A 19828-nucleotide genomic window follows, 5' to 3' on the forward strand; every position below is an offset into this window, starting at 1 on the left:
CCTTCAGCGGTACTCGGCCGGGTCGGTGTCCTTGCCCGGCTCCCGTACCTCCGTGATGAAGCTCCACACCCGCGGGCGGCTGCCGTCCACGTCCGTGAAGCCGTACGCGCCGGCCAGGTCCTCGCTGGCGACCGACCTGCCCGACCAGCGCTGCCGGTCGGGGTCGGTGGCGAGGGCGGCGACGCCTCTGCCGACGTACGCGGGGGTCTCGGAGACCATCCAGGTGACGTCCACCTTCGCCTCGCGCCAGTTGTCCTCGGTGACGCCGAAGTTGTCGAGCATCGCCTCCGAGCGCAGGAACCCCGGCGTCACCGCCACCGCGGTCCCCCCGTACGGGCGCAGCTCGCGCGACCAGGCGAAGGCCAGCCGGTTCACCGAGACCTTGGCCAGGTCGTAGTAGACGTTCTCGCGGTAGCGGGTCTCGTTGAAGGCCCAGGTGCCGTCGGTGACCTCGACGACCAGGCCGCCCTCGTTCCTGATCAGCAGCGGGAGCAGGTGGCGGCTGCTGATGATATGCGTGTCGACCGCCAGCCTGAGCAGCCGGAAGCCCTTGTCCATGTCGTGCTTCCAGACCGGGGTGTCCCACGCCCAGAGGTGGTCGCTGCCCCACACGTCGTTCACCAGCACGTCGAGCCTGCCCTGCTCGCGCTCCACCCGCTCGGCCAGCGCCTCGACCTGGCCGGGGTCCAGGTGGTCGACCTGGACCGCGATGCCCGTCCCGCCGGCCGCGGTCACCAGCTCCGCCGTCTCCTCGATGGTCTCCGGCCGGTTCATCTCCGAACGCCGCTCGCGCGTGCTCCTGCCCGTGCAGTAGACCGTCGCGCCGGCCGCGCCCAGCGCCACCGCGATGCCCCGTCCCGTTCCGCGGGTCGCCCCCGCCACCAAAGCAATCATGTGGCCGATCGTTCCCCGAATACCCGACATCTCGTGTCATGTTTTTTCGGATAACCCTGTGATAAGTACGGAGTTACTATGAACAGCGAATTCGAGCTCCGCGGGGTCAACCATGTCGCGCTGGTCTGCTCGGACATGAAGCAGACCGTCGACTTCTACTCGGGTGTGCTGGGCATGCCGCTGATCAAGACGATCGAGCTGCCCATGGGCTGGGGCCAGCACTTCTTCTTCGACTGCGGGGGCGGGAACGCGCTGGCGTTCTTCTGGTTCCCGGACGCGCCGGAGGGCGTGCCGGGGGTCTCGGCGCCGAAGAACCTGCCGGATCGGGGGGAACTGCTGTCGGCGGTCGGGTCGATGAACCACATCGCCTTCGACGTGCCGCCGGAGCGGATCGAGGAGTACCGGGAACGGCTCGTGGCCAAGGGGGTGGACGTGGGGGTGGTGCTCAACCACGACGACAGCGAGTTCGGGGTGGCGCCGGAGATGCACGACGGGGTGTTCGTCAGGTCGATCTACTTCAAGGATCCCGATGGGGTGCTGGTGGAGTTCGCGGCCTGGACGCGCCGGGTGGGGCAGCCGGGGGACGTCCACCACGACCCCAAAACCGCCGCCGACCGCACCATCTGACCCACGAACGCGGGCACCTCGCGCCCATGGAGGGCTGGGCACCGACGACAGCGCCGGGCTCCACCGCACCCCGACCCGCCGACGCGGCGCTCCGAAACGCCGTCCCGCATCGCCGCACCACGACGGTCCTACGCCAAGCGGCCACGCCAAGCGGCCACGCCACGCGCCGCCCGGTGATGGCCCCACGCCGCCGCCCAAGCGCCGCCCACCACGGCGCATCCCCGCGACCTGCCGACCTACGACGGTCCCAGGACGTCGCGCAACGCCCGCACGCCGCCGCACGCCGCCCTGCAACGGCCCGTCCGGTCCCGTTGTCCGGGGTCTCGCCGGTGCGGTGGGGGTGCGGGACCGTTCGTCGCGGGGAAGGGACCATTCGGCGATCAGGGGGAGGCGTGCGGCGGGTGAGTGTTTATGGTTTCTGTGGCGACGCGTGTGGCCCCCTGTCAAGGGCCAAAGATTTAGGCCAAACCGTAATATTGCCGACATTTGGATTAATACCGCCGCAAAGCTACTCTCCCTCCATTGACTACCCGTCAGGAACCGGTCACAGCCGGCTCCAGATCCACTCATCGGAGGGTTGATGACTACCGGGGAACCCGGGCAGCCACGCACCGACCGCAGCCCCTGGAATTGGCTGCTGATCCTGCCCATCGTGCTGCCGCTGCTGACGTTCCTGTTCAACGCCGACGAGCCCCGCCTGCTGGGCTTCCCGCTCTTCTACTGGCTCCAGCTGGCCTTCATCGTGGTCGGCGTCGTGTCCACGACCATCGTCTACAGGATGACCAAGTGAGCGCGCACACGACCGAGCTGGTCGTCTTCGTGCTGCTGTTCCTCCTGGTCACCGTCATGGGGTTCGTGGCCGCGCGGTGGCGGCGGCCGAACGACCTGGCCAGCCTCAACGAGTGGGGGCTCGGCGGGCGCAGCTTCGGCTCCTGGATCACGTGGTTCCTGGTGGGCGGCGACCTCTACACCGCCTACACGTTCGTGGCGGTGCCGGCGCTGGTGTTCGGCTCCGGCGCGATCGGGTTCTACGCGCTGCCGTACACGGTCGTGGTGTACCCGCTGGTGTTCCTGGTGCTGGCGCGGATGTGGTCGGTGTCGCACGTGCACGGGTTCGTCACGCCTGCCGACTTCGTCCGGGCCCGCTTCGGGTCGCCGACGCTGGCGCTGGTGATCGCGATCACCGGGCTGGTGGCGACGATGCCGTACATCGCGCTCCAGCTCATCGGCATCGAGGCGGTGCTGAAGGCGATGGGCATCACCGGGCACCTGCCGATCGTCATCGCGTTCGCGATCCTGGCCGCGTACACCTACCAGTCGGGCCTGCGAGCGCCCGCGCTGATCGCGTTCGTGAAGGACGCGCTGATCTACATCGTGATCCTGGCGGCCGTCATCTACATCCCGGCCAAGCTGGGCGGCTGGGACTCGATCTTCGACGCGGCCAAGGCCAAGTTCGACGCCACCCCGGCGCCGGGCGACGGCATCCTGCTGAACGCCAACAACCAGCTCCAGTACGTGACGCTGGCCTTCGGCTCGGCGCTGGCGCTGTTCCTCTACCCGCACAGCCTCACCGGCGTGCTGGCCTCGAAGAGCCGCAACGTCATCAAGCGCAACATGTCGGCGCTGCCCGCCTACAGCTTCGTGCTCGGCCTGATCGCGCTGCTCGGCTTCATGGCCATCTCGGCCGGCATCAAGCCGGTGATGAGCAACGGCACGGCCGACACCAACACGATCGTGCCCCTGCTGTTCGACAAGATGTTCCCCGACTGGTTCACGGGCGTCGCGTACGCGGCCATCGGCATCGGCGCACTCGTCCCGGCGGCGATCATGTCGATCGCGGCGGCGAACCTGTTCACCCGCAACATCTACCGCGAGTACTTCAACAAGAACGCCAGCGACGCCCAGGAGGCCAACGTCTCCAAGGTCGTGTCGCTGGTGGTCAAGGTGGGCGCGGTGCTGTGCATCCTGCTGCTCGACCCGCAGTTCTCGATCGACCTGCAGCTCATCGGCGGCGTGATCATCCTGCAGACGCTGCCGTCGGTGGCGCTGGGCCTGTACACGCGCTGGTTCCACAAGGGCGGCCTGATCGCCGGCTGGGCGGCCGGCCTGGCGACGGGCATGTGGATGCTGTACCTCACCCCGAACCCGGCCAAGCACCAGGAGCACTTCGGCGGCTCGGCGTTCGCGCTGTCGAACCTGGGCTTCGACACCAAGATGACGATCTACACCGGGTTCCTGGCGCTGGCCGTGAACCTGGTGGTGGCGGCGCTCGGCACGCTCCTGTTCCGGGCGACCAAGGTGGCGGACGGCGAGGACGCGACGGCCCGCGACGACTACTTCGCCGACGAGGGCGATCCGAAGGTCAAGGGCCTGGACCTGACCGGCTCGCACTGATCCCCCGGGTGACGGCCCGTCCCGCTACGAGCGGGGGCGGGCCGTCAGTCTTGCGGGTAGGCGGGGTTGGCGACCGCCAGCTTCGCCCGTACGGCCTGCTCCAGGGCGGTGACGAGCGCGTGGTCGTCCTCGATCCGGCCCTCGCGGATGGCGGCGGCCAGCTCGGCGTCGTCGGCCATGCCGAGCGCGGCCAGCCGCGCCGCGTGCTCGCGGGCCTGCTCCGGGCCGAGCGTGATCTCCCGTTCCACCATGCCGAGCACGTTGATGGCCACCCGCGCGTGGAAGCGCACCCGCCCGTCCACGGCCGGGAGCACGTCGCTCTGGAGGAAGTCGCGGACGGCGGCCACGAGCTGGGCCGCCGTGGGCACGTCGTGCGGAGCAGATGTCATCTGATGTCTCCTCAAGGCACTATTTATTCGCGTCCGATCGATGAACGGCTAGCCTGCGGCCATGCGCACAGAGTCTCCCACCGCCTCCCCCCTGGGACCGCCCCCGGAGCTCGGGCCCCGGCTCATCCGGGCCGAGCTGTTCGTCGTGTTCTCGGTCTCGCTCGGCGCCAGCGGCCTGCTGGCGCTGCTGCGGCTGATCGGCTCGCTCACGGCGCCCGAGCAGCTGAAGGGCCAGCAGGCCGTGCTGGTCCGGTCGATGGCGCCCGGGCGGCCGTGGCTCGACCTGGCGCTGCAGCTCGCCGACATCGCCGTCAGCGTGGCGCCGGTCGCGCTGGTGGCGTACCTGATGGTGCGCTCCGGGGAGTCGCTGCGCACGATCGGCGTGGACTTCCGGGAGAAGGGCCGCGACACGGTGCGCGGGGCGGTGCTGGCGGCCGCGATCGGCGGCACCGGGCTGGCGTTCTACCTCGTCGTGTGGGCCACGGGCGTGAACCTGACCGTCGTCGCCGGCCAGCTCCCCCAGGTGTGGTGGCAGGTCCCGGTGCTGCTGCTCGCCGCGGCGCAGAACGGGGTGCTGGAGGAGGTGCTCGTCGCCGGGTACCTGCTGCACCGGCTCGGGCAGGCCGGGTGGACGCCGTGGAAGGCCGTCGCGGTGTCGGCGCTGCTGCGGGGGTCGTACCACCTGTATCAGGGCTTCGGCGGATTCGTCGGGAACGTCGTGATGGGCGTGGTGTTCGGGCGGCTCTACCAGCGCTGGGGTCGCGCGATGCCGCTGGTGGTGGCGCACACGCTGATCGACGCCGTCGCCTTCGTCGGGTACGCCTTCCTGCACGGCCGCGTGAGCTGGCTGCCCTGAAACCGCCCCGAAACCGTTGACCTGACAACTGGTTTCGGGTGAGATCCGGAACATGAGCTTCGCCGTTCCCGACGGTGTCCGGCCGATCCGCGACGCCGTCCACGCGTTCATGACCGAGCGGGTGGAGCCGGCCGAGCCGGTGCTGCACGCGGGCGGGCCCGAGGCCGCGGCGGCCCTGGACGAGCTGCGGGCCGAGGCCAAGAAGGAGGGCCTGTGGGCCCTCGGCCACCCGCGCGAGCTGGGCGGCGGCGGCCTGCCGTTCCTCGACTACGTCTACGTCAACGAGGTGCAGGGCCGCAGCGAGTACGGGCAGCTCGCGCTGGGCACATTCACGCTGCAGGACTCGCTGATGCTGCACGAGCACGCCTCCCCCGAGCAGCGCGAGCGCTACCTCGAACCGCTGGTGCGGGGCGACATCTGGCCCAGCTTCGCCATGACCGAGCCGTCGATCTCCAGCAGCGACCCCACCCAGATCAGGACCGCCGCGGTGCTCGACGGGGACGAATGGGTGATCAACGGGCACAAGTGGTTCACGACCGGGGCCTCGCGGGCCGCGTACACGACCGTCATGTGCCGGACCGAGCAGGACGCGCCGCCCCACCTGGCCTTCTCCATGATCCTCGTGCCGACGGACACGCCCGGCTACCGCATCGTCCGCGAGACGCCCGTGCTGGGGCTCGACGGGGCGCACTGCGAGGTCCGGTACGAGGACGTCCGCGTCCCCGCCGCCAACCTGCTCGGCCCGCGCGGCCACGGGTTCGTCATCGCGCAGCAGCGGCTCGGGCCCGGCCGGATCTTCCACTGCATGCGCTGGCTCGGGCAGGCGCAGCGCGCGTTCGACCTGATGTGCCGCAGGTTGCAGGAGCGGACCGCGTTCGGCGAGCCGCTGGCCGGGAAGCAGCTCATGCGCCAGCACGTGTTCGACTCCTACGCCGAGATCCAGGCCGCCCGGCTGCTCACGCTCCACGCCGCCCAGTCCATGGACGGGGCCATCGACGCGCGCTCGCAGGCCCGGGTCGAGATCGGCGCGATCAAGGTGGTCGGGGCGCGCACGCTGCACAACGTGATCGACCGGGCCATCCAGGTGTACGGCGCCGCCGGGCTCACCCCCGACACGCCGCTGGACCGGATGTACCGGCACGCGCGGGCCGGGCGGATCTACGACGGGCCCGACGAGGTGCACATCGACGCGGTGGGACGGCGCATCCTCGGCGAGTACGCGGCGGGCGGCAACTGGGAGTTCGGCCTGCGATGACCCGGCTCCACGAGATCGTCGGCGAGGTGTTCGGGGCAGACGCGTCCGTGCCCTTCAGCGCCCGGCTGCCCGGCGGGGCGTCCCGGGAGACCTGGGCCCTCGACGTCGTCACGGGCTCCGAGCGGCACGAGCTGGTCCTGCGGCTCGACTCCCCCGGGGCCGCGCTGGAGGCGGGCGCGCCGCTCGCGTCGGAGGCCACGCTCATGCGGGCGGCGGCCGGCGCCGGGGTGCCGGTGCCCGCGATCGTCGCCGCCGGGGAGTCGTACATCCTCATGACCCGCGTGGCCGGGGAGACCATCCCGCGCAGGATCCTGCGCGACGACGCCTACGCGGCGGCGCGGCCCCTGCTGGCCGGGCAGTGCGGGCGGGCCCTGGCCGCGATCCACCGCATGCCGCCCGGCTGCCTGGCGCAGGAGGGGACCGAGGATCCGCTGCGGCGCTGGCGGGACGTGCTGGACCTGCTCGGCGAGCCGCACCCGGTGTTCGAGCTGGCGCTGCGCCGGCTGGCCGCCGACCGTCCCACCGGCACGCGGCGCACGGTCGTGCACGGCGACTTCCGCAACGGCAACCTCATCGTCGGCCCCGACGGCATCAGGGCGGTGCTCGACTGGGAGCTCGCCCACCTCGGCGACCCCCTCGAGGACCTCGGCTGGCTCTGCGTGAAGGCGTGGCGGTTCGGCTCGCCGCTGCCGGTGGGCGGCTTCGGCGCCTACGACGAGCTGATCGACGCGTACGAGGCCGCCGGCGGGCACCCGGTGGACCGGGACGCGCTGCGCTGGTGGGAGACGTTCGGCGTGCTCAAGTGGGGGATCATCTGCGTCATGCAGACCATGCGGCACCTGCGCGGCGGCGCCCGGTCGGTGGAGCTGGCCGCGATCGGCCGGCGCGTGTGCGAGAACGAGTGGGACCTGCTGCGCATGCTCCGGGGAAAACCCGTTGCCCCGGCGTGACCCCGGACCGCACGCTTGACCGGTGGCCATCCTGGAAGCGTCCCATCTGGTCAAGCGGTTCGGCGGGGTCACCGCCGTGCGCGACCTCAGCCTCACCGTGGGCGAGGGCGAGGTCGTCGGCCTGCTGGGCCCCAACGGCGCGGGCAAGTCGACCACCCTCCACATGCTGCTCGGCCTGATCACCCCCGACGCGGGCACGATCCGGCTGTTCGGCCTCGAGCTGGCCCGGCACCGCACCGAGACGCTCAGCCAGGTCAACTTCGCCGCCAGCTACGTGGACCTGCCCGGCGTGCTGCACGTGCACGAGGTGCTCGACGCGTTCGCCCGGCTCTACGCGCTGCGCCACCCGCGCCGCCGGGTGGCGGAGATGATCGAGCTGTTCGAGCTGGGCCCGCTGCGCAGGCGGAAGGTGATGGACCTGTCGTCGGGCCAGCGCACCCGCGTGCACCTCGCCAAGGCGCTGCTCAACGCGCCCAGGCTGCTGGTGCTCGACGAGCCCACGGCCAACCTCGACCCCGACGCCGGTGACCGCGTCCGCAGCCTGCTGTCCCGGCTGGCCAGGGAGGAGGGCAGCGCCATGCTGATCACCTCGCACAACATGCGCGAGGTCGAGCGCATGTGCGACCGGATCCACTTCATGTCGGACGGCGTCGTCGTGGCCGCCGGCAGCGCCAAGGAGCTGGCCGGCCACTACGGGGCCGAGGACCTGGAAGAGGTGTTCCTGAAGGTGGCACGCGGATGACCACGCAGCTGACCACGGTGACTCTGCCCCCGTTGAGCCTGGCCGCCCGGCGCACGCGCGTCATGGGCGTGGTCCGGCGCGACTTCGCGGCGCTGCGGCGCAGCCCGGTCAGGATGTTCGAGATCCTGTTCTGGCCGACGATCGAGCTGGTGCTGTGGGGCTTCGTGACGCTGTTCCTGCAGGCGCAGCGGGTGCCGTTCGTGGTGGCGTTCCTGCTCGGGGCGGTGCTGCTCTGGCAGGTGCTGCAGAAGGCCAGCAACGAGATCTCGATCGCGTTCCTGGAGGACATCTGGTCGCGCAACCTGCTCAACGTGCAGGTCAGCCCGCTGTCAAGCGTCGAATACCTGGCCGGGCTCGTGCTGTTCTCGCTGGGCAAGGTGGCGTTCGCGGTCGCGGTGATGGCCGGGCTGGCCCTCGGCCTGTACGGGTTCGGGCTGTCGAGCATGGGCGTGGGGCTGGTGCCGTTCATGGGGATCCTGCTCGTCCTCGGCTGGTCGCTGGGCCTGGTCGGCATCGCGGCGGTGCTCCGCTTCGGCGAGAACGCGCAGGTGATCGCCTGGTCGCTGGTGTTCGTGGTGCAGCCGCTGGCCGGGATCTTCTACCCGATCTCGGTGCTGCCCGAGCCGCTGCGGACGATCTCGTGGCTGCTGCCGGCCTCGCACGTGTTCGAGGGCATGCGCACGGTCATGGGCGGCGGCGCGGTGCCGTGGGACCGGCTGGCCTGGGCGGGCGGGCTCAACGTGGTCTACCTGGCCGGCACGGTGGGGTTGTTCGCCTGGGCGCTCAGGTATGCCCGGCGGCATGGGAAGCTCTCCCGTTTCGGGGACTGACGGCGGCGGGCTGCCGGACGAGGGCCGCGGCGATCACGTCCACCAGGCCCTCGACCACCTGCACGCGGTCCACCTCGGGGTGCTCCAGCCACCAGTCGCCGGTCGTCTGCACCATGCCGACGAACGCGTGCCCCAGCACCTGCGCCCGCACCGGGTCGGGCACCGCGCGCTCGCCGGCCAGCAGGCCGCCGAGCTCCTCTCCCAGCCCCCGCACGAGTGCGGTCATGTGGGAGCGGAACCTCGAGTCCTCGGCGCTGGCCCGGTGGAACAGGAACCGGTAGAGGTTGCGGTTGGCCGAGATCAGGTCGAGGTAGACGCCGATGGTCGCCCGCGCCCGGCCCCGCAGGTCGGCCCCGGGGGCGACGAGCTCGGGGCGGAGCTGGGCGATGACCGTGCGCACGTGGCGGTCGGCCAGCGCCTGGTAGAGGCCGCTCTTGTCGCCGAAGTGGCGGTAGAGGATGGGCTTGGTGATGCCGGCCTCGGCGGCGATGGCCGCCATCGATACCTCGGGGCCCTGGGTCAGGATGACCCGGTCGGCTGCGTCGAGCAGCGCTCTGCGCCGGTCGGGGTCCCGTCCACTCACCCGCCCAGGATAGGCCGCCCCGGAATCCGCCCTTCACCTGCCCAGGACGGACCGCAACCGGCCGGGCAGCAGCGCCGAGAGCACCAGGAGCGCGCCGATGATCGTGTAGAGGCCGGTCATCCCGGCCATCGTGCCGGGCGGCTCGGTCAGCTCGGCCCAGGGGACGCCGTTCGGCTGCGACCACGGCAGGCCGCCCTCCCGCGCCCAGGGCAGGCTGCCCGCCACGCCGAGCGCGGCGTTCAGGTCGAGGGCGAACACGGCCCCCGCCGCCGCCAGCGGGATGCCGCAGCCGAGGGCCGCCGCGGGCCAGGCGGTCAGGAGGGTGACGATGACGGCCACCGCGACCAGGTAGCCGAGCGCCGCGGGCGACGGCCCGAACGTGGCGCTGCTCGTACGCAGGGCTCTGGCGGCCGCCTCGGTCAGGTAGTAGACGGGCACGAGGGCGGCCACGCCTGCGGCGGCTCCCACCAGATGTCGATTCTCACGGGTCACACCGCCTTCGTCCCCGCCTCGTACGCTGATTACGCACGTCAGACCGCTGTCCACTGGCAGCGCGGCCGCCTTTACGTCGTAGATCACACGTTCGCCTCGAAATCGCGAAATTACTGGAAAATACTGGGACTGTTGGTACGCTCGCGCCATGAGTGACCGGCTGGACGATCTCGAGCGGCGGATCGACGAGCTCCGGGCGGGCGTGCGCAAGGCGATGCGGGTCAGGGACGGCGCCACGGCCCGCGCCCTGCGCGCCGAGCTGCGTACCGCGGAGCGCGAATGGGACGCCCTCGTGAGCGGCGAGCCGGCTCAGGCCAAGCCGGAGCCACCGCGCCTGGTGACCGTGCGCGAGCAGGTGAACCAGGGGCTGCGGCTGCTCGGCGCGCCCGCCCAGCCGCGGCTCGTCGTGGCCGTCAGCGACGTGTTCTTCGGCGGCACGATCCGCAGCGCCCAGCTCACCAGCCTGCGCAGGGACGAGGAGCGCTCGTTCCGGTCGTCGCCGCACGGGCGGCCGTACTACCTGTGCGCCGCGCTGACCGACCGCCTCTCCCCCGCCCGCGGGCTGCTCACGCTCAGCACCTGGCCGCTGGAGCGGCGGGTGGTCGGTCCGCTCAGCCCCCGCGTCGACTTCCTGACCTGCGCCATCGCGGTGGCCTCGCACGAGTCGGCCGACGGGCGGGCCGACCGGTTACTCCTGCGGATGGCCAGGAACATCCCCGGCGCCACTGACGGCACGCTGGGCCCGTCCGACCCGGATCGGGTGATCGAGGCGGCCCGCGCCGAGCTGCGCGTGCACGGCGACCGCGACACGCGGGATCGCGCCGAGCTGGCAGAACGCGCCGCGGCGCAGCTCGGTGACGCCGCCCGCCTGTTCGGCGCCGCTACGCTGAGCACGATCAAGAAGGAGAACGCGAAGTGAGCGGCTTGAAGCGCGAGGGCGAACACATCCAGCGGCTTGACGCGTTGCGCGGCACGACGCCGCCCCGCCCGCACGACGCCCGCGCCATCGCGGCCCTGGCCGCCAACCCCGGCTGCACCCGCCGGGCCCTGCTCGACGGCGCCGGCATCGACAAGGACGCCGCCGCCCGCCACCTCGGCTTCCCGGCGCCGTTCGGCCAGTCGCCGTTCGCGATCACGCGCGGCAACATGTTCGAGGCGCTGGTCAAGGCCGACGGGTGCGCGGAGCTGCTGCGGATGCTGCGCGAGCTGCTGCGCCTGCCGGTCGCCGAGGTCGCCTACCACGACGTCGAGAACGTCGGCGCCCACCTGCGCCACGCCCACACCCGCGCGCTGATCGACCGCGCGGCCCGCGACGGCCAGGACGCGGGCACGCTGTACGACCACCCGCTGCTCACCCTGGAGATCGCCGGCCACACCGCCTACCTGGAGCCCGACGTGGTGGCCTTCCAGCTCGGCGGCAGCTTCCACATCGTGGAGATCAAGTCGTTCGCGGTGATCGACGGTCAGGCCGACCCGGCGGCGGTGGCCGCGGCGGCGCGGCAGGCGGCGGTGTACGTGCTGGCGCTGCGCACGCTCCTGGAGGAGCTGGGCCACGACCCGGCGAAGGTCTCGCACGACGTGGTCCTGGTCTGCCCCGAGAACTTCGCCAACCGGCCCGTCGCGACCCTCGTCGACGTGCGCAAGCAGATGGCCGTGCTGCGCCGCCAGCTCACCCGGATGACCACGCTCGACCGGCTGCTCGAAGGGCTGCCCGACGACCTCACGTTCGACCTGCGGCCCGGCGAGGACGGGCGGCCCACCCGGCCCGTCGCCGAGCTGGGCGACGCGCTGCGCAGGGCGACCGCCCGCTACGCGCCCGACTGCATGTCCGCGTGCGACCTGTGCTTCTTCTGCCGTGACGAGGCCCGCCAGGAGGGCGCCTCCGACCTGCTCGGCCGGCAGGTGCGCGACGAGCTGGGCGGGGTGGCCTCGGTGGCGGAGGCGCTCGGGCTGGCCGACGGCGCCCACGACCCCGCCGAGGGCCAGGAGGAGATCGCCCGGCTGCTCCGCAACGCCGAACGCCTGCGCAGGGAGTGCCTCACGTGAGCATGCTGACCTCGCTCGCGCGGCTGCGGGCCCTGGAGGAGGGCATCGCGCAGCCCGTCGCGACCGTCAGGCACTGCCATCTGTCGGAGCGGCCGATGGTGTTCATCCCGCTCAAGCTCTCGGGCGAGGCCGCCGCGCCGCTGGCCGCCATGCTCGGCACCGATCGGGAACGGCCGCGCCTGCTCGTGGTGACCCAGCCGCGCAACCGCGACCTGCGCTTCGCCTGGGCCGCCGAGCTGGCCGGGGTGCTGCTGCCGTACGTCGAGGGCTTCATGGCCGACACCGAGACGGTGGAGCGCAAGAACGCCGACCCCTACGAGCGCGTGCTGGACGCGCCGCAGCTCATCGTGCCCAACCAGACCGGGGTGGCCTTCACCAGGCTGCTCGGCCGCTCCACGCGCTTCCGCCGGGCCGACGGGCCCTATCCGGTGCCCGAGGCGGTGCCGCTGCTGGGGCGGTGGCTGACGTACTTCGCGGAGCGGGCCGCGTACCCGGGCTCGTCGATGATGCTGGCCGCGACCGAGGAGCTGGGCCGGCACTGGGCGAGCGGGCAGAGCTCGCTGGAGGACGCCAACCTGGCCGCGCTGCTGGCCTGGATCACCAGAGGGCCGGACGACGAGGCCGAGGACCCGCTGATCTGGCCGCCCGCCGGGCCCGCGACCGATCCGGGGTTCGACGCGGAGGTGCTGTCGCCGGCGATGGACAGCGAGTCGCCCGAGCGCATCACCGAGGCGCTGCGCACCCAGCTCGAGCCCACGTGGCGGCTCATGTGGCAGGCCGTCGAGCTGCTGGCCGGGCTGGAGGAGGGTTCGAGCGCGGTGCAGCGGTGGGAGCAGGACCGCGGCTCGTTCAGCGGCATGGCGGTGCACATCGCCGAGGGCGCGCCGCCGCAGGCCAGGCGCGACGGGGCGGTGGCCGCCGCGGCCAAGCTGGCCCGCATGGAGCGGGCCCAGGCCGCGTACGACGTGCAGCGCGCCTACGACGACCCCCTGGTCATGGCCGAGTACCGGCTGACCGGGGAGGCGTTCGCGGGCGAGGTGATCGAGACCGTCCCCGACAACACCGAGGGCGAGGGCCGCTCCCGCAAGCTCCGCCCGCTGGTGGTGATCAAGACCGACGACCCGGTACGCCTGGCGCCCGGCACCTCGCTGGGCACCCCGCAGCGCCGCGGCCAGGGCGCCGAGCTCGTGGAGGCCGGCCAGGGCCTGGTCACCCTGAAGATCACCAAAGGCATGGGCCGGGGGAAGACGGCCGCGCCGGGAGCGGTGCCCGAGGTCGGCGAGCGGGTCTGCTACACCTCGCTGACCGACGACTTCCAGGGCTCCCCCCACCTGCCCGACTCCGAGGCCACGCCGTGGACGCACGGCGGGCCGCCGCAGGAGTACGTGCCCGACGACGAGGACGCCCAGGAGGAGTGGTCGTGACCGACAGCCCGGAGCAGGTCATCAGGAACGTCCTCGCCGACCTGCCCCGGCACCGCGGCGTCGTGGTCGACTCGCCGCCCGGCGCGGGCAAGTCCACGCTGGTGGTGCGGGCGGCGGCGCACATCGCGGCGACCGGCGAGCCCCTGATGATCGTCGCCCAGACGAACGAGCAGGTCGACGACCTGGTGACCCGCATCTCCGAGAAGCACCCCCACCTGACCGTGGGCCGGCTGTCGGCCGGTGGCTACGTGCCGCCGCTGCGGCTGCTGGAGCTGGCCGGCGTCCGGGTCGGCACCCGGATCCAGGATCTCGGCGACCCGGACGTCGTCATCGCGACCGCCGACAAGTGGGCCTGGATCGGCGGCCGGGTGTGGCCGTGGGCGATCGTGGACGAGGCGTACCAGATGCGCTCGGACAAGCTGCTGCGGATCGCGGGGCTGTTCGAGCGGGCGCTGTTCGTGGGCGATCCGGGGCAGCTCGACCCGTTCTCGATCGTGGACGGGGACCGGTGGTCGGGGCTGTCGTGGGATCCGCTGCAGAGCGCGGTGTCGGTGCTGCTGCGCCACAATCCGGACATCCCGGTGCACCGGCTGCCGGTGTCGTGGCGCCTGCCGGCCTCGGCCGCACCGGTGGTGTCGCAGGCGTTCTACCCGTTCACCGGGTTCCGGTCGGGGACGTCGCACGGCGATCGGCGGCTGGAGCTGGTGACCGGCGGCATGGGGACCGTGCACGACCGGGCGCTGGAGGAGGCCGCCCGGTCGGGGTGGGCGCTGCTGGAGCTGCCCAACCGGCACACCGTGCGTACCGACGGCGAGGCCGTGCAGGCGGTGGCCCTGCTGGCCGAGCGCCTGCTGCAGCGCGGCGCCGTGGCCTCCTCCGAGCAGGGCGAGCGGCCGGTGACGGCGGACCGCATCGCGGTCGGGGCCGCCCACCGCGACCAGGTGGCCGCCATCCGGGCCGCCGGGGTGCCGCCGGAGATCACCGTGGACACCGCGAACCGCCTGCAGGGGCGCGAGTACGACGTGACCGTCGTCCTGCACCCGCTGTCCGGCCGCCGCGACGCCACGGCCTTCCACCTGGAGTCGGGGCGGCTGTGCGTGCTGGCGTCGCGGCACCGGCACGCCTGCGTCGTGGTGGCCCGGGCGGGCATCGCCGAGCTCCTGGACGCCCACCCGTCGGCGGAGCCGGTGCAGCTGGGGGTACCGGTCAAGTTCCCCGACGGCTGGGAGGCCAACCAGTCGATCCTCGACCACCTGTCCCACCACCGCGTCTGAGAACGCCGGTCCTCAGACGCGGTGCTGCCAGACGTCGATGACCAGGACGGGGCGCATGCCGGCCGACTCGTAGAGCCCGAGCGCCGGGGTGGTGTTGTTGGAGTCGACGTGCAGGATCGTGCCCTTGCGGCCGCGTGCCGCGTCGGCGGCGAAGGCGTGGCGGAGCAGGAAGCGCCCCAGGCCCCGGCCGCGGAACTCCGGGACGACCGCGAGCGTGGCCACGTAGCCGCAGCCCTCGTCCGGGACGAACTGGTTGTTGGCGATCAGCACCCCGGCGGGGCGGCCGTCGAGGCGGGCCAGCGTGAGCTGGGCCCAGTCCGTCGTCGACTGCGCCTGCCGGCGCGAATACCACACGTCGTAGTCGACCGGCACGAACCCGAAGTGCTCGGCGAAGCCCTCCTGGTGCACCCGGTGCGCCGCGCGCCGCGCGTCGTCGCTCTCCCCCGTGTGCAGGGTCAGCCCGGCGGGCGGGGCGGGCGGCGCCACGGGCCCCCCGTGGTCGATGCGCATGCGGTGGAAGCTGGTGCCGGGCGAAAAACCGCGTGCCTCGACCGTGGCCCGCTTGGCGGTGTCGGCGCGGTAGACGCCGATGTGCAGGGTGGCGCCGTCGTGGCCGGCCTCGGCGGCCAGCTCGCCGGCCCGGCCGATCACCAGGGGCCAGAGCCGGTCGTCCAGGCCCGCCCGCCCCGGATCAGGGCCGGGCCGTACGATCACCTCGACGTCCACCGTGTCGCTGTCGCCGACGCGGCACGCCCAGGCCCACCCGTCGAGACGGCCGTCGCCGTCGCGGGCGAGCCAGCCGTCCCTGTCGCGGTCAAAGCCGGGCTCGGCCAGCTCGTCGGCGACGTCGTCGAGCGTCATGTCGGGAGAGCCGATCACCGCGGTGTCGTAGGCCGCGATCAGCTCATGGATGGCCGCGGCGTCTTCCAGGCGCGGGCGGCCGAGGGTGTGGTGCATAGCGGGGATTGTCCACAAAACACCGGCCGCGCGCCTCCCATTTTTTCCCCGAGATCGAAACGGGAGGCGCGCTCGGCCGGGTGCTCAGCCCGCGGCGGGGCTGACGGCCGGCTCGTCCTTGGCGGGCGCCGGGGCGCCGCCGCGCAGCGGGATCTCCTTGACGAACGCGGCCAGCACGGGCACGACGACCGCGAACAGGATGGCCCACCAGAAGACGCCGGAGATGGAGGTCGCCAGCGACTCCAGCAGCCCGGTGCGCATCTGCGCGGGCATCTGGGCGACCGCGCCGGGGTCCATCCTGCCGCCGCTCTTGGCCACCCGCTCGGCCGCCTGCTCGCCGAAGCGGGAGGTCAGCTCCGACAGGAAGTGGTTGTTGAAGATCGCCCCGAACAGCGAGACGCCGAACGAGCCTCCGATCGACCTGAAGAACGTGGTGGCGCTGCTGGAGACGCCCAGGTCCTTCTGCTCGACGCTGTTCTGCGCGATGAGCATCGTGGTCTGCATGAGGAAGCCCATGCCGAGGCCCAGCACGGCGATGTAGACGCCGGTGACCCAGGAGGCCGTGTGGACGTCCATCGTGGACAGCAGCCACATGCCGACCGCCATGCCGATCCCGCCGAGCACCGGGTAGATCTTGTACTTGCCCGTGACGGTGATCGCCTTGCCCACGAACAGCGACACGACCATCGCGGCGCCCATCATCGGCAGCATCAGCAGGCCGGAGTTGGTGGCCGTGGAGCCCTGCACCATCTGCTGGAACAGCGGCAGGAAGTTGATCGCGCCGAACATGGCGAAGCCCAGCAGGAAGCCGATGATCGAGATCAGCGTGAAGTTGCGGTTGGCGAAGAGCTGCAGCGGCATGATCGGCTCCTCGACCTTCCGCTCGACCACGACGAACAGCGCCAGCGTGACCACGGCGATCGCGACGAGAGAGAGGATCTGCCAGGAGCCCCAGGCGTACTCGTTGCCGCCCCAGGTCGTGATGAGCACCAGGGCGGTGATGCCGACGGACAGCAGGCCCGCGCCCGCCCAGTCGATGCGCACCTTGTTGCGCAACTTCGGAAGGTGCAGCTGCGTCACGATCATGGCCAGCGCGATCGCGCCGATCGGCAGGTTGACGTAGAAGGCCCAGCGCCAGTCGATGTTGTCGGTGATGAAGCCGCCGACCAGCGGGCCCGCGATCATCGCCAGCGACATGACGCCGGCCATGATGCCCTGGTACTCACCGCGCTCGCGGGGCGGCACCAGGTCGCCGATGATCGCCATGACGTTCACGATGAGGCCACCGGCCCCGAGCCCCTGGATCGCGCGGAACGCGATCAGCTCGGCCATGCCGCCGTCCGGCCCACCGAGCAGCGACGAACCGGCCATGCCGCAGAGCGCGGAGCCGACCATGAAGATGACGATCGAGATGATGAAGATGGTCTTGCGACCGTACAGGTCGCCGATCTTGCCCCAGATCGGCGTCGAGACGGTCGTGCCCAGCACGTACGCCGTGACGACCCAGGACAGATGCGTCAGACCGCCGAGCTCCCCGACGATGCGCGGCATGGCCGTGCCCACGATCATGTTGTCGAGCATCGCCAGGACCATGGCTAACATCAGTCCCGGCAGAACGACCATGACCTCACGGCGCCGTCCGACTGCCTCCGCCACCAGACACCCCCCCATTTGCACTTTGGATCTTGCTTACTTGCCGCCCGGCAAGCATAGAATAAGGTAGATACTTACTTGCCGGCCGTCAAGTCGAAAAGGTGTGAAGTGCGGGAAGACACTCGGACCCGGATTCAGGAGATCGCGCTCCGGCTGTTCACCGAGCAGGGATACGAGGCGACGTCACTGCGGGAGATCGCCGAGGAGCTCGGAGTGACGAAGGCCGCCCTGTACTACCACTTCAAGACGAAGGACGACATCGTCACGAGCCTGGTCGGCAACCGGCTGGTCGAGCTCGAGGAGCTCCTCGCCTGGGCCCGGAGCCGGCCGAAGACGCCGGAGACGCGGCGCGAGCTGGTCGAGCGCTACGCCGCCGGGATCCGGCGGACCCAGCACATCGGGGTGGCCAGGTTCCTGGAGCGCAACCAGACCGCCCTGCGTGACCATCCGACGCTCACCAAGACCCGCGAGCTGATGATGGAGCTCGTGGCCGAGCTGAACGAGCCCGGCGCCACGCCCGTCGAGCGCGTCAGCCGCGCGACGGCGCTGTTCGCGATACACGCGGGGAAATGGATGATCGAGGAGGGCCGGCTGTCCGAGGACGAGGTCGACAAGGCCTCCCTGGAGGTCGCCATGCGCCTGCTGGAACCATAGCTTCCGGATTCCGGACCCCTGACGGGACGATTGACGCACCGTAACGGGGGAAGGGGACTGAGCACGCATCCGAGCAGAAGGAGGAGGCCGAATGGAGGCCACGATAGCGCTCCGACTGCCCAGGGATGCGGCGAGCGTCCCCCTGATAAGGAAGATGCTGGACGGCACGCTGCGTTCCCTCGGCGTCGATCCGCAGATCCGCGACGACATCGAACTCATGCTCACCGAAGCGTGTTCCAACGTGATCAGGCACGCGGAGCCAAGCGACGACTACACGGTCAGCGCGTCCGTGCTCGATGACCGGTGCGTCATCAAGGTCATCGACAACGGAGAAGGCTTCGACCCGAACAAGATCATCAACCCCGAGCCGGGCGCCGAGCACGGGCGCGGACTGCTGATCATGCGCGCGCTCGCCGACGACATCCGGTTCGTCAACAGGCACGAGCACGGCGCGGTGGTCTGCCTGGAGAAGCGGCTGCGGTACGCGCCGGGGGCGGCCGGGCTCCAGCTCATGGCCATGTGAGCCGGCCCGCCCCATCGCTCAAAGGCGCGTGTGCCGATCCACGGGGCGATGCCCGTGGATCCGCGGACCGCGCGGGTGTCCGTGTCCCCTGGAACGGGCGGCGCCGAGCAGGAAGCCACAGGCCGCGCCAGTCGGTCACCATCGAGCCGGCCAGGCACCCGAGGACGACCAGCGCGACCACGGAGATGGCCAGCACGGCAAGGACGATGAGCAGGAGCACGACGGCGAGGGAGCCGATCGTGCCGAGCACCTCCATCATTCGGCGGAGAATGCCCGGCACCCAGCGCTTTATGCCAATTTTTCGGGATAGATCGTCCTTACTCCAGCGCACTATCGCTGCGCAGGTCGAACCGGCCCGGCAGGATGTCGAGCCGGCGCAGTATCACGCCCTCGCGCAACGCCCACGGGCACACCTCCAGCCGGTCCACCTCGAACAGGTCCATGGCCGCGTCGGCGACCAGCGCCCCGGCCGCGAGCTGCGCCGCCCGTCCCTCGGACACGCCGGGCAGCTGCGCCCGCTCGGCGCCGCCCATGGTGGTCAGCTTGACCGCCCAGTCGGCCATGGCCTGCCTGGACAGCGGGCGGGAGACGTACGGGCCGTCGCTGGAGGGCGCCGCGCCGGCGATCCTGGCGAGCTGCTTGAACGTCTTGGAGGTGGCCACCGCGCGGTCGGCCTCGCCGTTCCTGACGACGTCGCCGACCGTGCGGGCGATCTCGGTCCGTACGTGCTTGCGCAGCTTGCGCACCTCCTCGGCGGACGGCGGGTCGGCGGTGAACCAGTCACGCGTCAGCCGCCCGGCTCCCAGCGGCAGCGAGACGGCCACGTCGGGCTCCTCGTCCACACCGGAGGCGATCTCCAGCGAGCCACCGCCGATGTCGAAGACCAGCAGCCGCCCCGACGACCACCCGTACCACCGCCGCACCGCCAGGAACGTCAGCCTGGCCTCGTCACGCCCGGACAGCACCTCGATGTGCACGCCGCTGCGCTCCTCGACCTGTGCCAGGACCTCCACGCCGTTGGCCGCCTCGCGCACGGCCGAGGTGGCGAAGGCCAGCAGGTCCTCGACCCCCTTGTCCTCCGCCAGGTGCACGGCCTCCTCGACGAAGGCGCCGAGCCGCTCGACGCCCTCGTCAACGAGCCGGTTGTCCTCCCCCAGATATTCCGTGAGGCGGAGCCCCTCCTTGTGGGAGTAGGCGGGCATGGGCCGGGCGCCCCTGTGGGCGTCGACGACCAGTAAATGGACAGTGTTCGAGCCGATGTCCAGCACGCCGAGTCGCATGGGAA

22 protein-coding genes are annotated in these 19828 nt (G+C 71.5%); 14 read left to right on the plus strand and 8 right to left on the minus strand.

The window, feature by feature from the left end; translation table 11 throughout:
- Positions 1-3 precede the first annotated feature (3 nt).
- Entirely contained in the window at positions 4-894 is an 891-nt protein-coding gene (locus AB0L65_RS07440; RefSeq protein ID WP_364241512.1) for an SDR family oxidoreductase, read from the minus strand.
- A gap of 78 nt (positions 895-972) precedes the next feature.
- On the opposite strand from AB0L65_RS07440, the gene AB0L65_RS07445 reads away from it, so the two are divergent.
- The 3 genes from AB0L65_RS07445 to mctP all read left to right on the plus strand — a co-directional run bounded on the left by AB0L65_RS07445 (position 973) and on the right by mctP (position 3915).
- Entirely contained in the window at positions 973-1521 is a 549-nt protein-coding gene (locus tag AB0L65_RS07445; protein ID WP_364241515.1) for a VOC family protein, read from the plus strand.
- Between the two features lie 580 nt (positions 1522-2101).
- Positions 2102-2311: a DUF3311 domain-containing protein gene (locus AB0L65_RS07450; RefSeq protein WP_350734699.1), complete on the plus strand. Its 210-nt coding sequence runs from the start codon at positions 2102-2104 to the stop codon at positions 2309-2311.
- The gene (gene mctP, locus AB0L65_RS07455; protein WP_364241518.1) at positions 2308-3915 is read left to right on the plus strand and encodes a monocarboxylate uptake permease MctP; all 1608 of its coding nucleotides are present in this window, start codon (positions 2308-2310) and stop codon (positions 3913-3915) included. Before AB0L65_RS07450 ends, mctP begins: the two co-directional genes overlap by 4 nt.
- Positions 3916-3959: 44 nt before the next feature.
- Here the strand turns inward: mctP and AB0L65_RS07460 are convergent, their stop codons facing one another.
- Positions 3960-4304: a DUF6285 domain-containing protein gene (locus AB0L65_RS07460; RefSeq protein ID WP_350734703.1), complete on the minus strand. Its 345-nt coding sequence runs from the start codon at positions 4302-4304 to the stop codon at positions 3960-3962.
- A 61-nt stretch (positions 4305-4365) separates the two neighbouring features.
- On the opposite strand from AB0L65_RS07460, the gene AB0L65_RS07465 reads away from it, so the two are divergent.
- Genes AB0L65_RS07465 through AB0L65_RS07485 form a run of 5 tightly spaced genes read left to right on the plus strand, consistent with a single transcriptional unit; the run spans position 4366 to position 8937 of the window.
- Positions 4366-5160, plus strand: coding sequence for a CPBP family intramembrane glutamic endopeptidase (locus AB0L65_RS07465; protein WP_364241521.1), 795 nt, complete (start codon positions 4366-4368; stop codon positions 5158-5160).
- Positions 5161-5212: 52 nt separating this feature from the next.
- On the plus strand, positions 5213-6415 hold the full coding sequence (locus tag AB0L65_RS07470; RefSeq protein ID WP_364241524.1) for an acyl-CoA dehydrogenase family protein: 1203 nt from the start codon (positions 5213-5215) through the stop codon (positions 6413-6415).
- Entirely contained in the window at positions 6412-7365 is a 954-nt protein-coding gene (locus tag AB0L65_RS07475) for a phosphotransferase family protein (RefSeq protein ID WP_364241526.1), read from the plus strand. Before AB0L65_RS07470 ends, AB0L65_RS07475 begins: the two co-directional genes overlap by 4 nt.
- Positions 7366-7387: 22 nt before the next feature.
- Positions 7388-8107 carry an ABC transporter ATP-binding protein gene (locus AB0L65_RS07480; protein ID WP_364241529.1) on the plus strand — a complete coding sequence of 240 codons (720 nt, stop codon included), beginning with the start codon at positions 7388-7390 and terminating at the stop codon, positions 8105-8107.
- Positions 8104-8937, plus strand: coding sequence for an ABC transporter permease (locus tag AB0L65_RS07485; RefSeq protein WP_364241532.1), 834 nt, complete (start codon positions 8104-8106; stop codon positions 8935-8937). Before AB0L65_RS07480 ends, AB0L65_RS07485 begins: the two co-directional genes overlap by 4 nt.
- On the opposite strand, the gene AB0L65_RS07490 is transcribed toward AB0L65_RS07485, so the two are convergent.
- Both AB0L65_RS07490 and AB0L65_RS07495 read right to left on the minus strand, forming a co-directional pair.
- Positions 8891-9520, minus strand: a complete 630-nt coding sequence (locus AB0L65_RS07490) for a TetR/AcrR family transcriptional regulator (RefSeq protein WP_350734713.1) — start codon at positions 9518-9520, stop codon at positions 8891-8893. The genes AB0L65_RS07485 and AB0L65_RS07490 overlap by 47 nt on opposite strands.
- 33 nt (positions 9521-9553) lie before the next feature.
- The gene (locus tag AB0L65_RS07495) at positions 9554-10012 is read right to left on the minus strand and encodes a hypothetical protein (RefSeq protein ID WP_355199009.1); all 459 of its coding nucleotides are present in this window, start codon (positions 10010-10012) and stop codon (positions 9554-9556) included.
- Positions 10013-10160: 148 nt separating this feature from the next.
- Between AB0L65_RS07495 and AB0L65_RS07500 the strand changes: the two genes are divergently transcribed.
- From AB0L65_RS07500 to AB0L65_RS07515, 4 genes are read left to right on the plus strand one after another with little or no spacing between them, the layout of a single operon-like run.
- Entirely contained in the window at positions 10161-10931 is a 771-nt protein-coding gene (locus AB0L65_RS07500; protein ID WP_364241536.1) for a hypothetical protein, read from the plus strand.
- Positions 10928-12058: a hypothetical protein gene (locus AB0L65_RS07505; protein WP_364241539.1), complete on the plus strand. Its 1131-nt coding sequence runs from the start codon at positions 10928-10930 to the stop codon at positions 12056-12058. Before AB0L65_RS07500 ends, AB0L65_RS07505 begins: the two co-directional genes overlap by 4 nt.
- 2 nt (positions 12059-12060) lie before the next feature.
- A complete protein-coding gene (locus AB0L65_RS07510) occupies positions 12061-13482 on the plus strand; it encodes a hypothetical protein (protein WP_364241833.1) in 1422 nt (473 codons plus the stop codon).
- On the plus strand, positions 13479-14756 hold the full coding sequence (locus tag AB0L65_RS07515) for an AAA family ATPase (RefSeq protein ID WP_364241541.1): 1278 nt from the start codon (positions 13479-13481) through the stop codon (positions 14754-14756). Before AB0L65_RS07510 ends, AB0L65_RS07515 begins: the two co-directional genes overlap by 4 nt.
- 12 nt (positions 14757-14768) lie before the next feature.
- Here AB0L65_RS07515 and AB0L65_RS07520 read toward each other — a convergent pair whose 3' ends face one another.
- Positions 14769-15713 (minus strand): GNAT family N-acetyltransferase, encoded by a 945-nt coding sequence (locus AB0L65_RS07520; RefSeq protein ID WP_364241543.1) that lies wholly within the window; start codon positions 15711-15713, stop codon positions 14769-14771.
- A gap of 84 nt (positions 15714-15797) precedes the next feature.
- The gene (locus AB0L65_RS07525) at positions 15798-17384 is read right to left on the minus strand and encodes an MDR family MFS transporter (RefSeq protein WP_364241545.1); all 1587 of its coding nucleotides are present in this window, start codon (positions 17382-17384) and stop codon (positions 15798-15800) included.
- Positions 17385-17474: 90 nt separating this feature from the next.
- On the opposite strand from AB0L65_RS07525, the gene AB0L65_RS07530 reads away from it, so the two are divergent.
- Entirely contained in the window at positions 17475-18020 is a 546-nt protein-coding gene (locus AB0L65_RS07530; RefSeq protein WP_350734725.1) for a helix-turn-helix domain-containing protein, read from the plus strand.
- 91 nt (positions 18021-18111) lie between these two features.
- Positions 18112-18543, plus strand: coding sequence for an ATP-binding protein (locus tag AB0L65_RS07535; protein ID WP_364241548.1), 432 nt, complete (start codon positions 18112-18114; stop codon positions 18541-18543).
- On the opposite strand, the gene AB0L65_RS07540 is transcribed toward AB0L65_RS07535, so the two are convergent.
- Positions 18530-18802, minus strand: coding sequence for a hypothetical protein (locus AB0L65_RS07540; protein WP_364241550.1), 273 nt, complete (start codon positions 18800-18802; stop codon positions 18530-18532). The genes AB0L65_RS07535 and AB0L65_RS07540 overlap by 14 nt on opposite strands.
- Before the next feature lie 58 nt (positions 18803-18860).
- Positions 18861-19823, minus strand: a complete 963-nt coding sequence (locus AB0L65_RS07545) for a Ppx/GppA phosphatase family protein (RefSeq protein ID WP_350734730.1) — start codon at positions 19821-19823, stop codon at positions 18861-18863.
- Positions 19824-19828 lie beyond the last annotated feature (5 nt).

The organism is Nonomuraea sp. NPDC052116, from assembly GCF_040680035.1.
In the GTDB taxonomy this organism is placed as follows: domain Bacteria; phylum Actinomycetota; class Actinomycetes; order Streptosporangiales; family Streptosporangiaceae; genus Nonomuraea; species Nonomuraea angiospora_A.

Bases quoted from the DNA above. Each gene is read 5' to 3' on its own strand.
- AB0L65_RS07485 (WP_364241532.1), top strand. From the start codon at position 8,104: ATGACCACGCAGCTGACCACGGTGACTCTGCCCCCGTTGAGCCTGGCC.
- AB0L65_RS07465 (WP_364241521.1), top strand. From the start codon at position 4,366: ATGCGCACAGAGTCTCCCACCGCCTCCCCCCTGGGACCGCCCCCGGAG.
- AB0L65_RS07440 (WP_364241512.1), bottom strand. From the start codon at position 894: ATGATTGCTTTGGTGGCGGGGGCGACCCGCGGAACGGGACGGGGCATC.
- AB0L65_RS07450 (WP_350734699.1), top strand. From the start codon at position 2,102: ATGACTACCGGGGAACCCGGGCAGCCACGCACCGACCGCAGCCCCTGG.
- AB0L65_RS07470 (WP_364241524.1), top strand. From the start codon at position 5,213: ATGAGCTTCGCCGTTCCCGACGGTGTCCGGCCGATCCGCGACGCCGTC.
- AB0L65_RS07510 (WP_364241833.1), top strand. From the start codon at position 12,061: ATGCTGACCTCGCTCGCGCGGCTGCGGGCCCTGGAGGAGGGCATCGCG.
- AB0L65_RS07535 (WP_364241548.1), top strand. From the start codon at position 18,112: ATGGAGGCCACGATAGCGCTCCGACTGCCCAGGGATGCGGCGAGCGTC.
- AB0L65_RS07525 (WP_364241545.1), bottom strand. From the start codon at position 17,384: ATGGGGGGGTGTCTGGTGGCGGAGGCAGTCGGACGGCGCCGTGAGGTC.
- AB0L65_RS07445 (WP_364241515.1), top strand. From the start codon at position 973: ATGAACAGCGAATTCGAGCTCCGCGGGGTCAACCATGTCGCGCTGGTC.
- AB0L65_RS07520 (WP_364241543.1), bottom strand. From the start codon at position 15,713: ATGCACCACACCCTCGGCCGCCCGCGCCTGGAAGACGCCGCGGCCATC.
- AB0L65_RS07500 (WP_364241536.1), top strand. From the start codon at position 10,161: ATGAGTGACCGGCTGGACGATCTCGAGCGGCGGATCGACGAGCTCCGG.
- AB0L65_RS07475 (WP_364241526.1), top strand. From the start codon at position 6,412: ATGACCCGGCTCCACGAGATCGTCGGCGAGGTGTTCGGGGCAGACGCG.
- AB0L65_RS07540 (WP_364241550.1), bottom strand. From the start codon at position 18,802: ATGATGGAGGTGCTCGGCACGATCGGCTCCCTCGCCGTCGTGCTCCTG.
- AB0L65_RS07545 (WP_350734730.1), bottom strand. From the start codon at position 19,823: ATGCGACTCGGCGTGCTGGACATCGGCTCGAACACTGTCCATTTACTG.
- AB0L65_RS07460 (WP_350734703.1), bottom strand. From the start codon at position 4,304: ATGACATCTGCTCCGCACGACGTGCCCACGGCGGCCCAGCTCGTGGCC.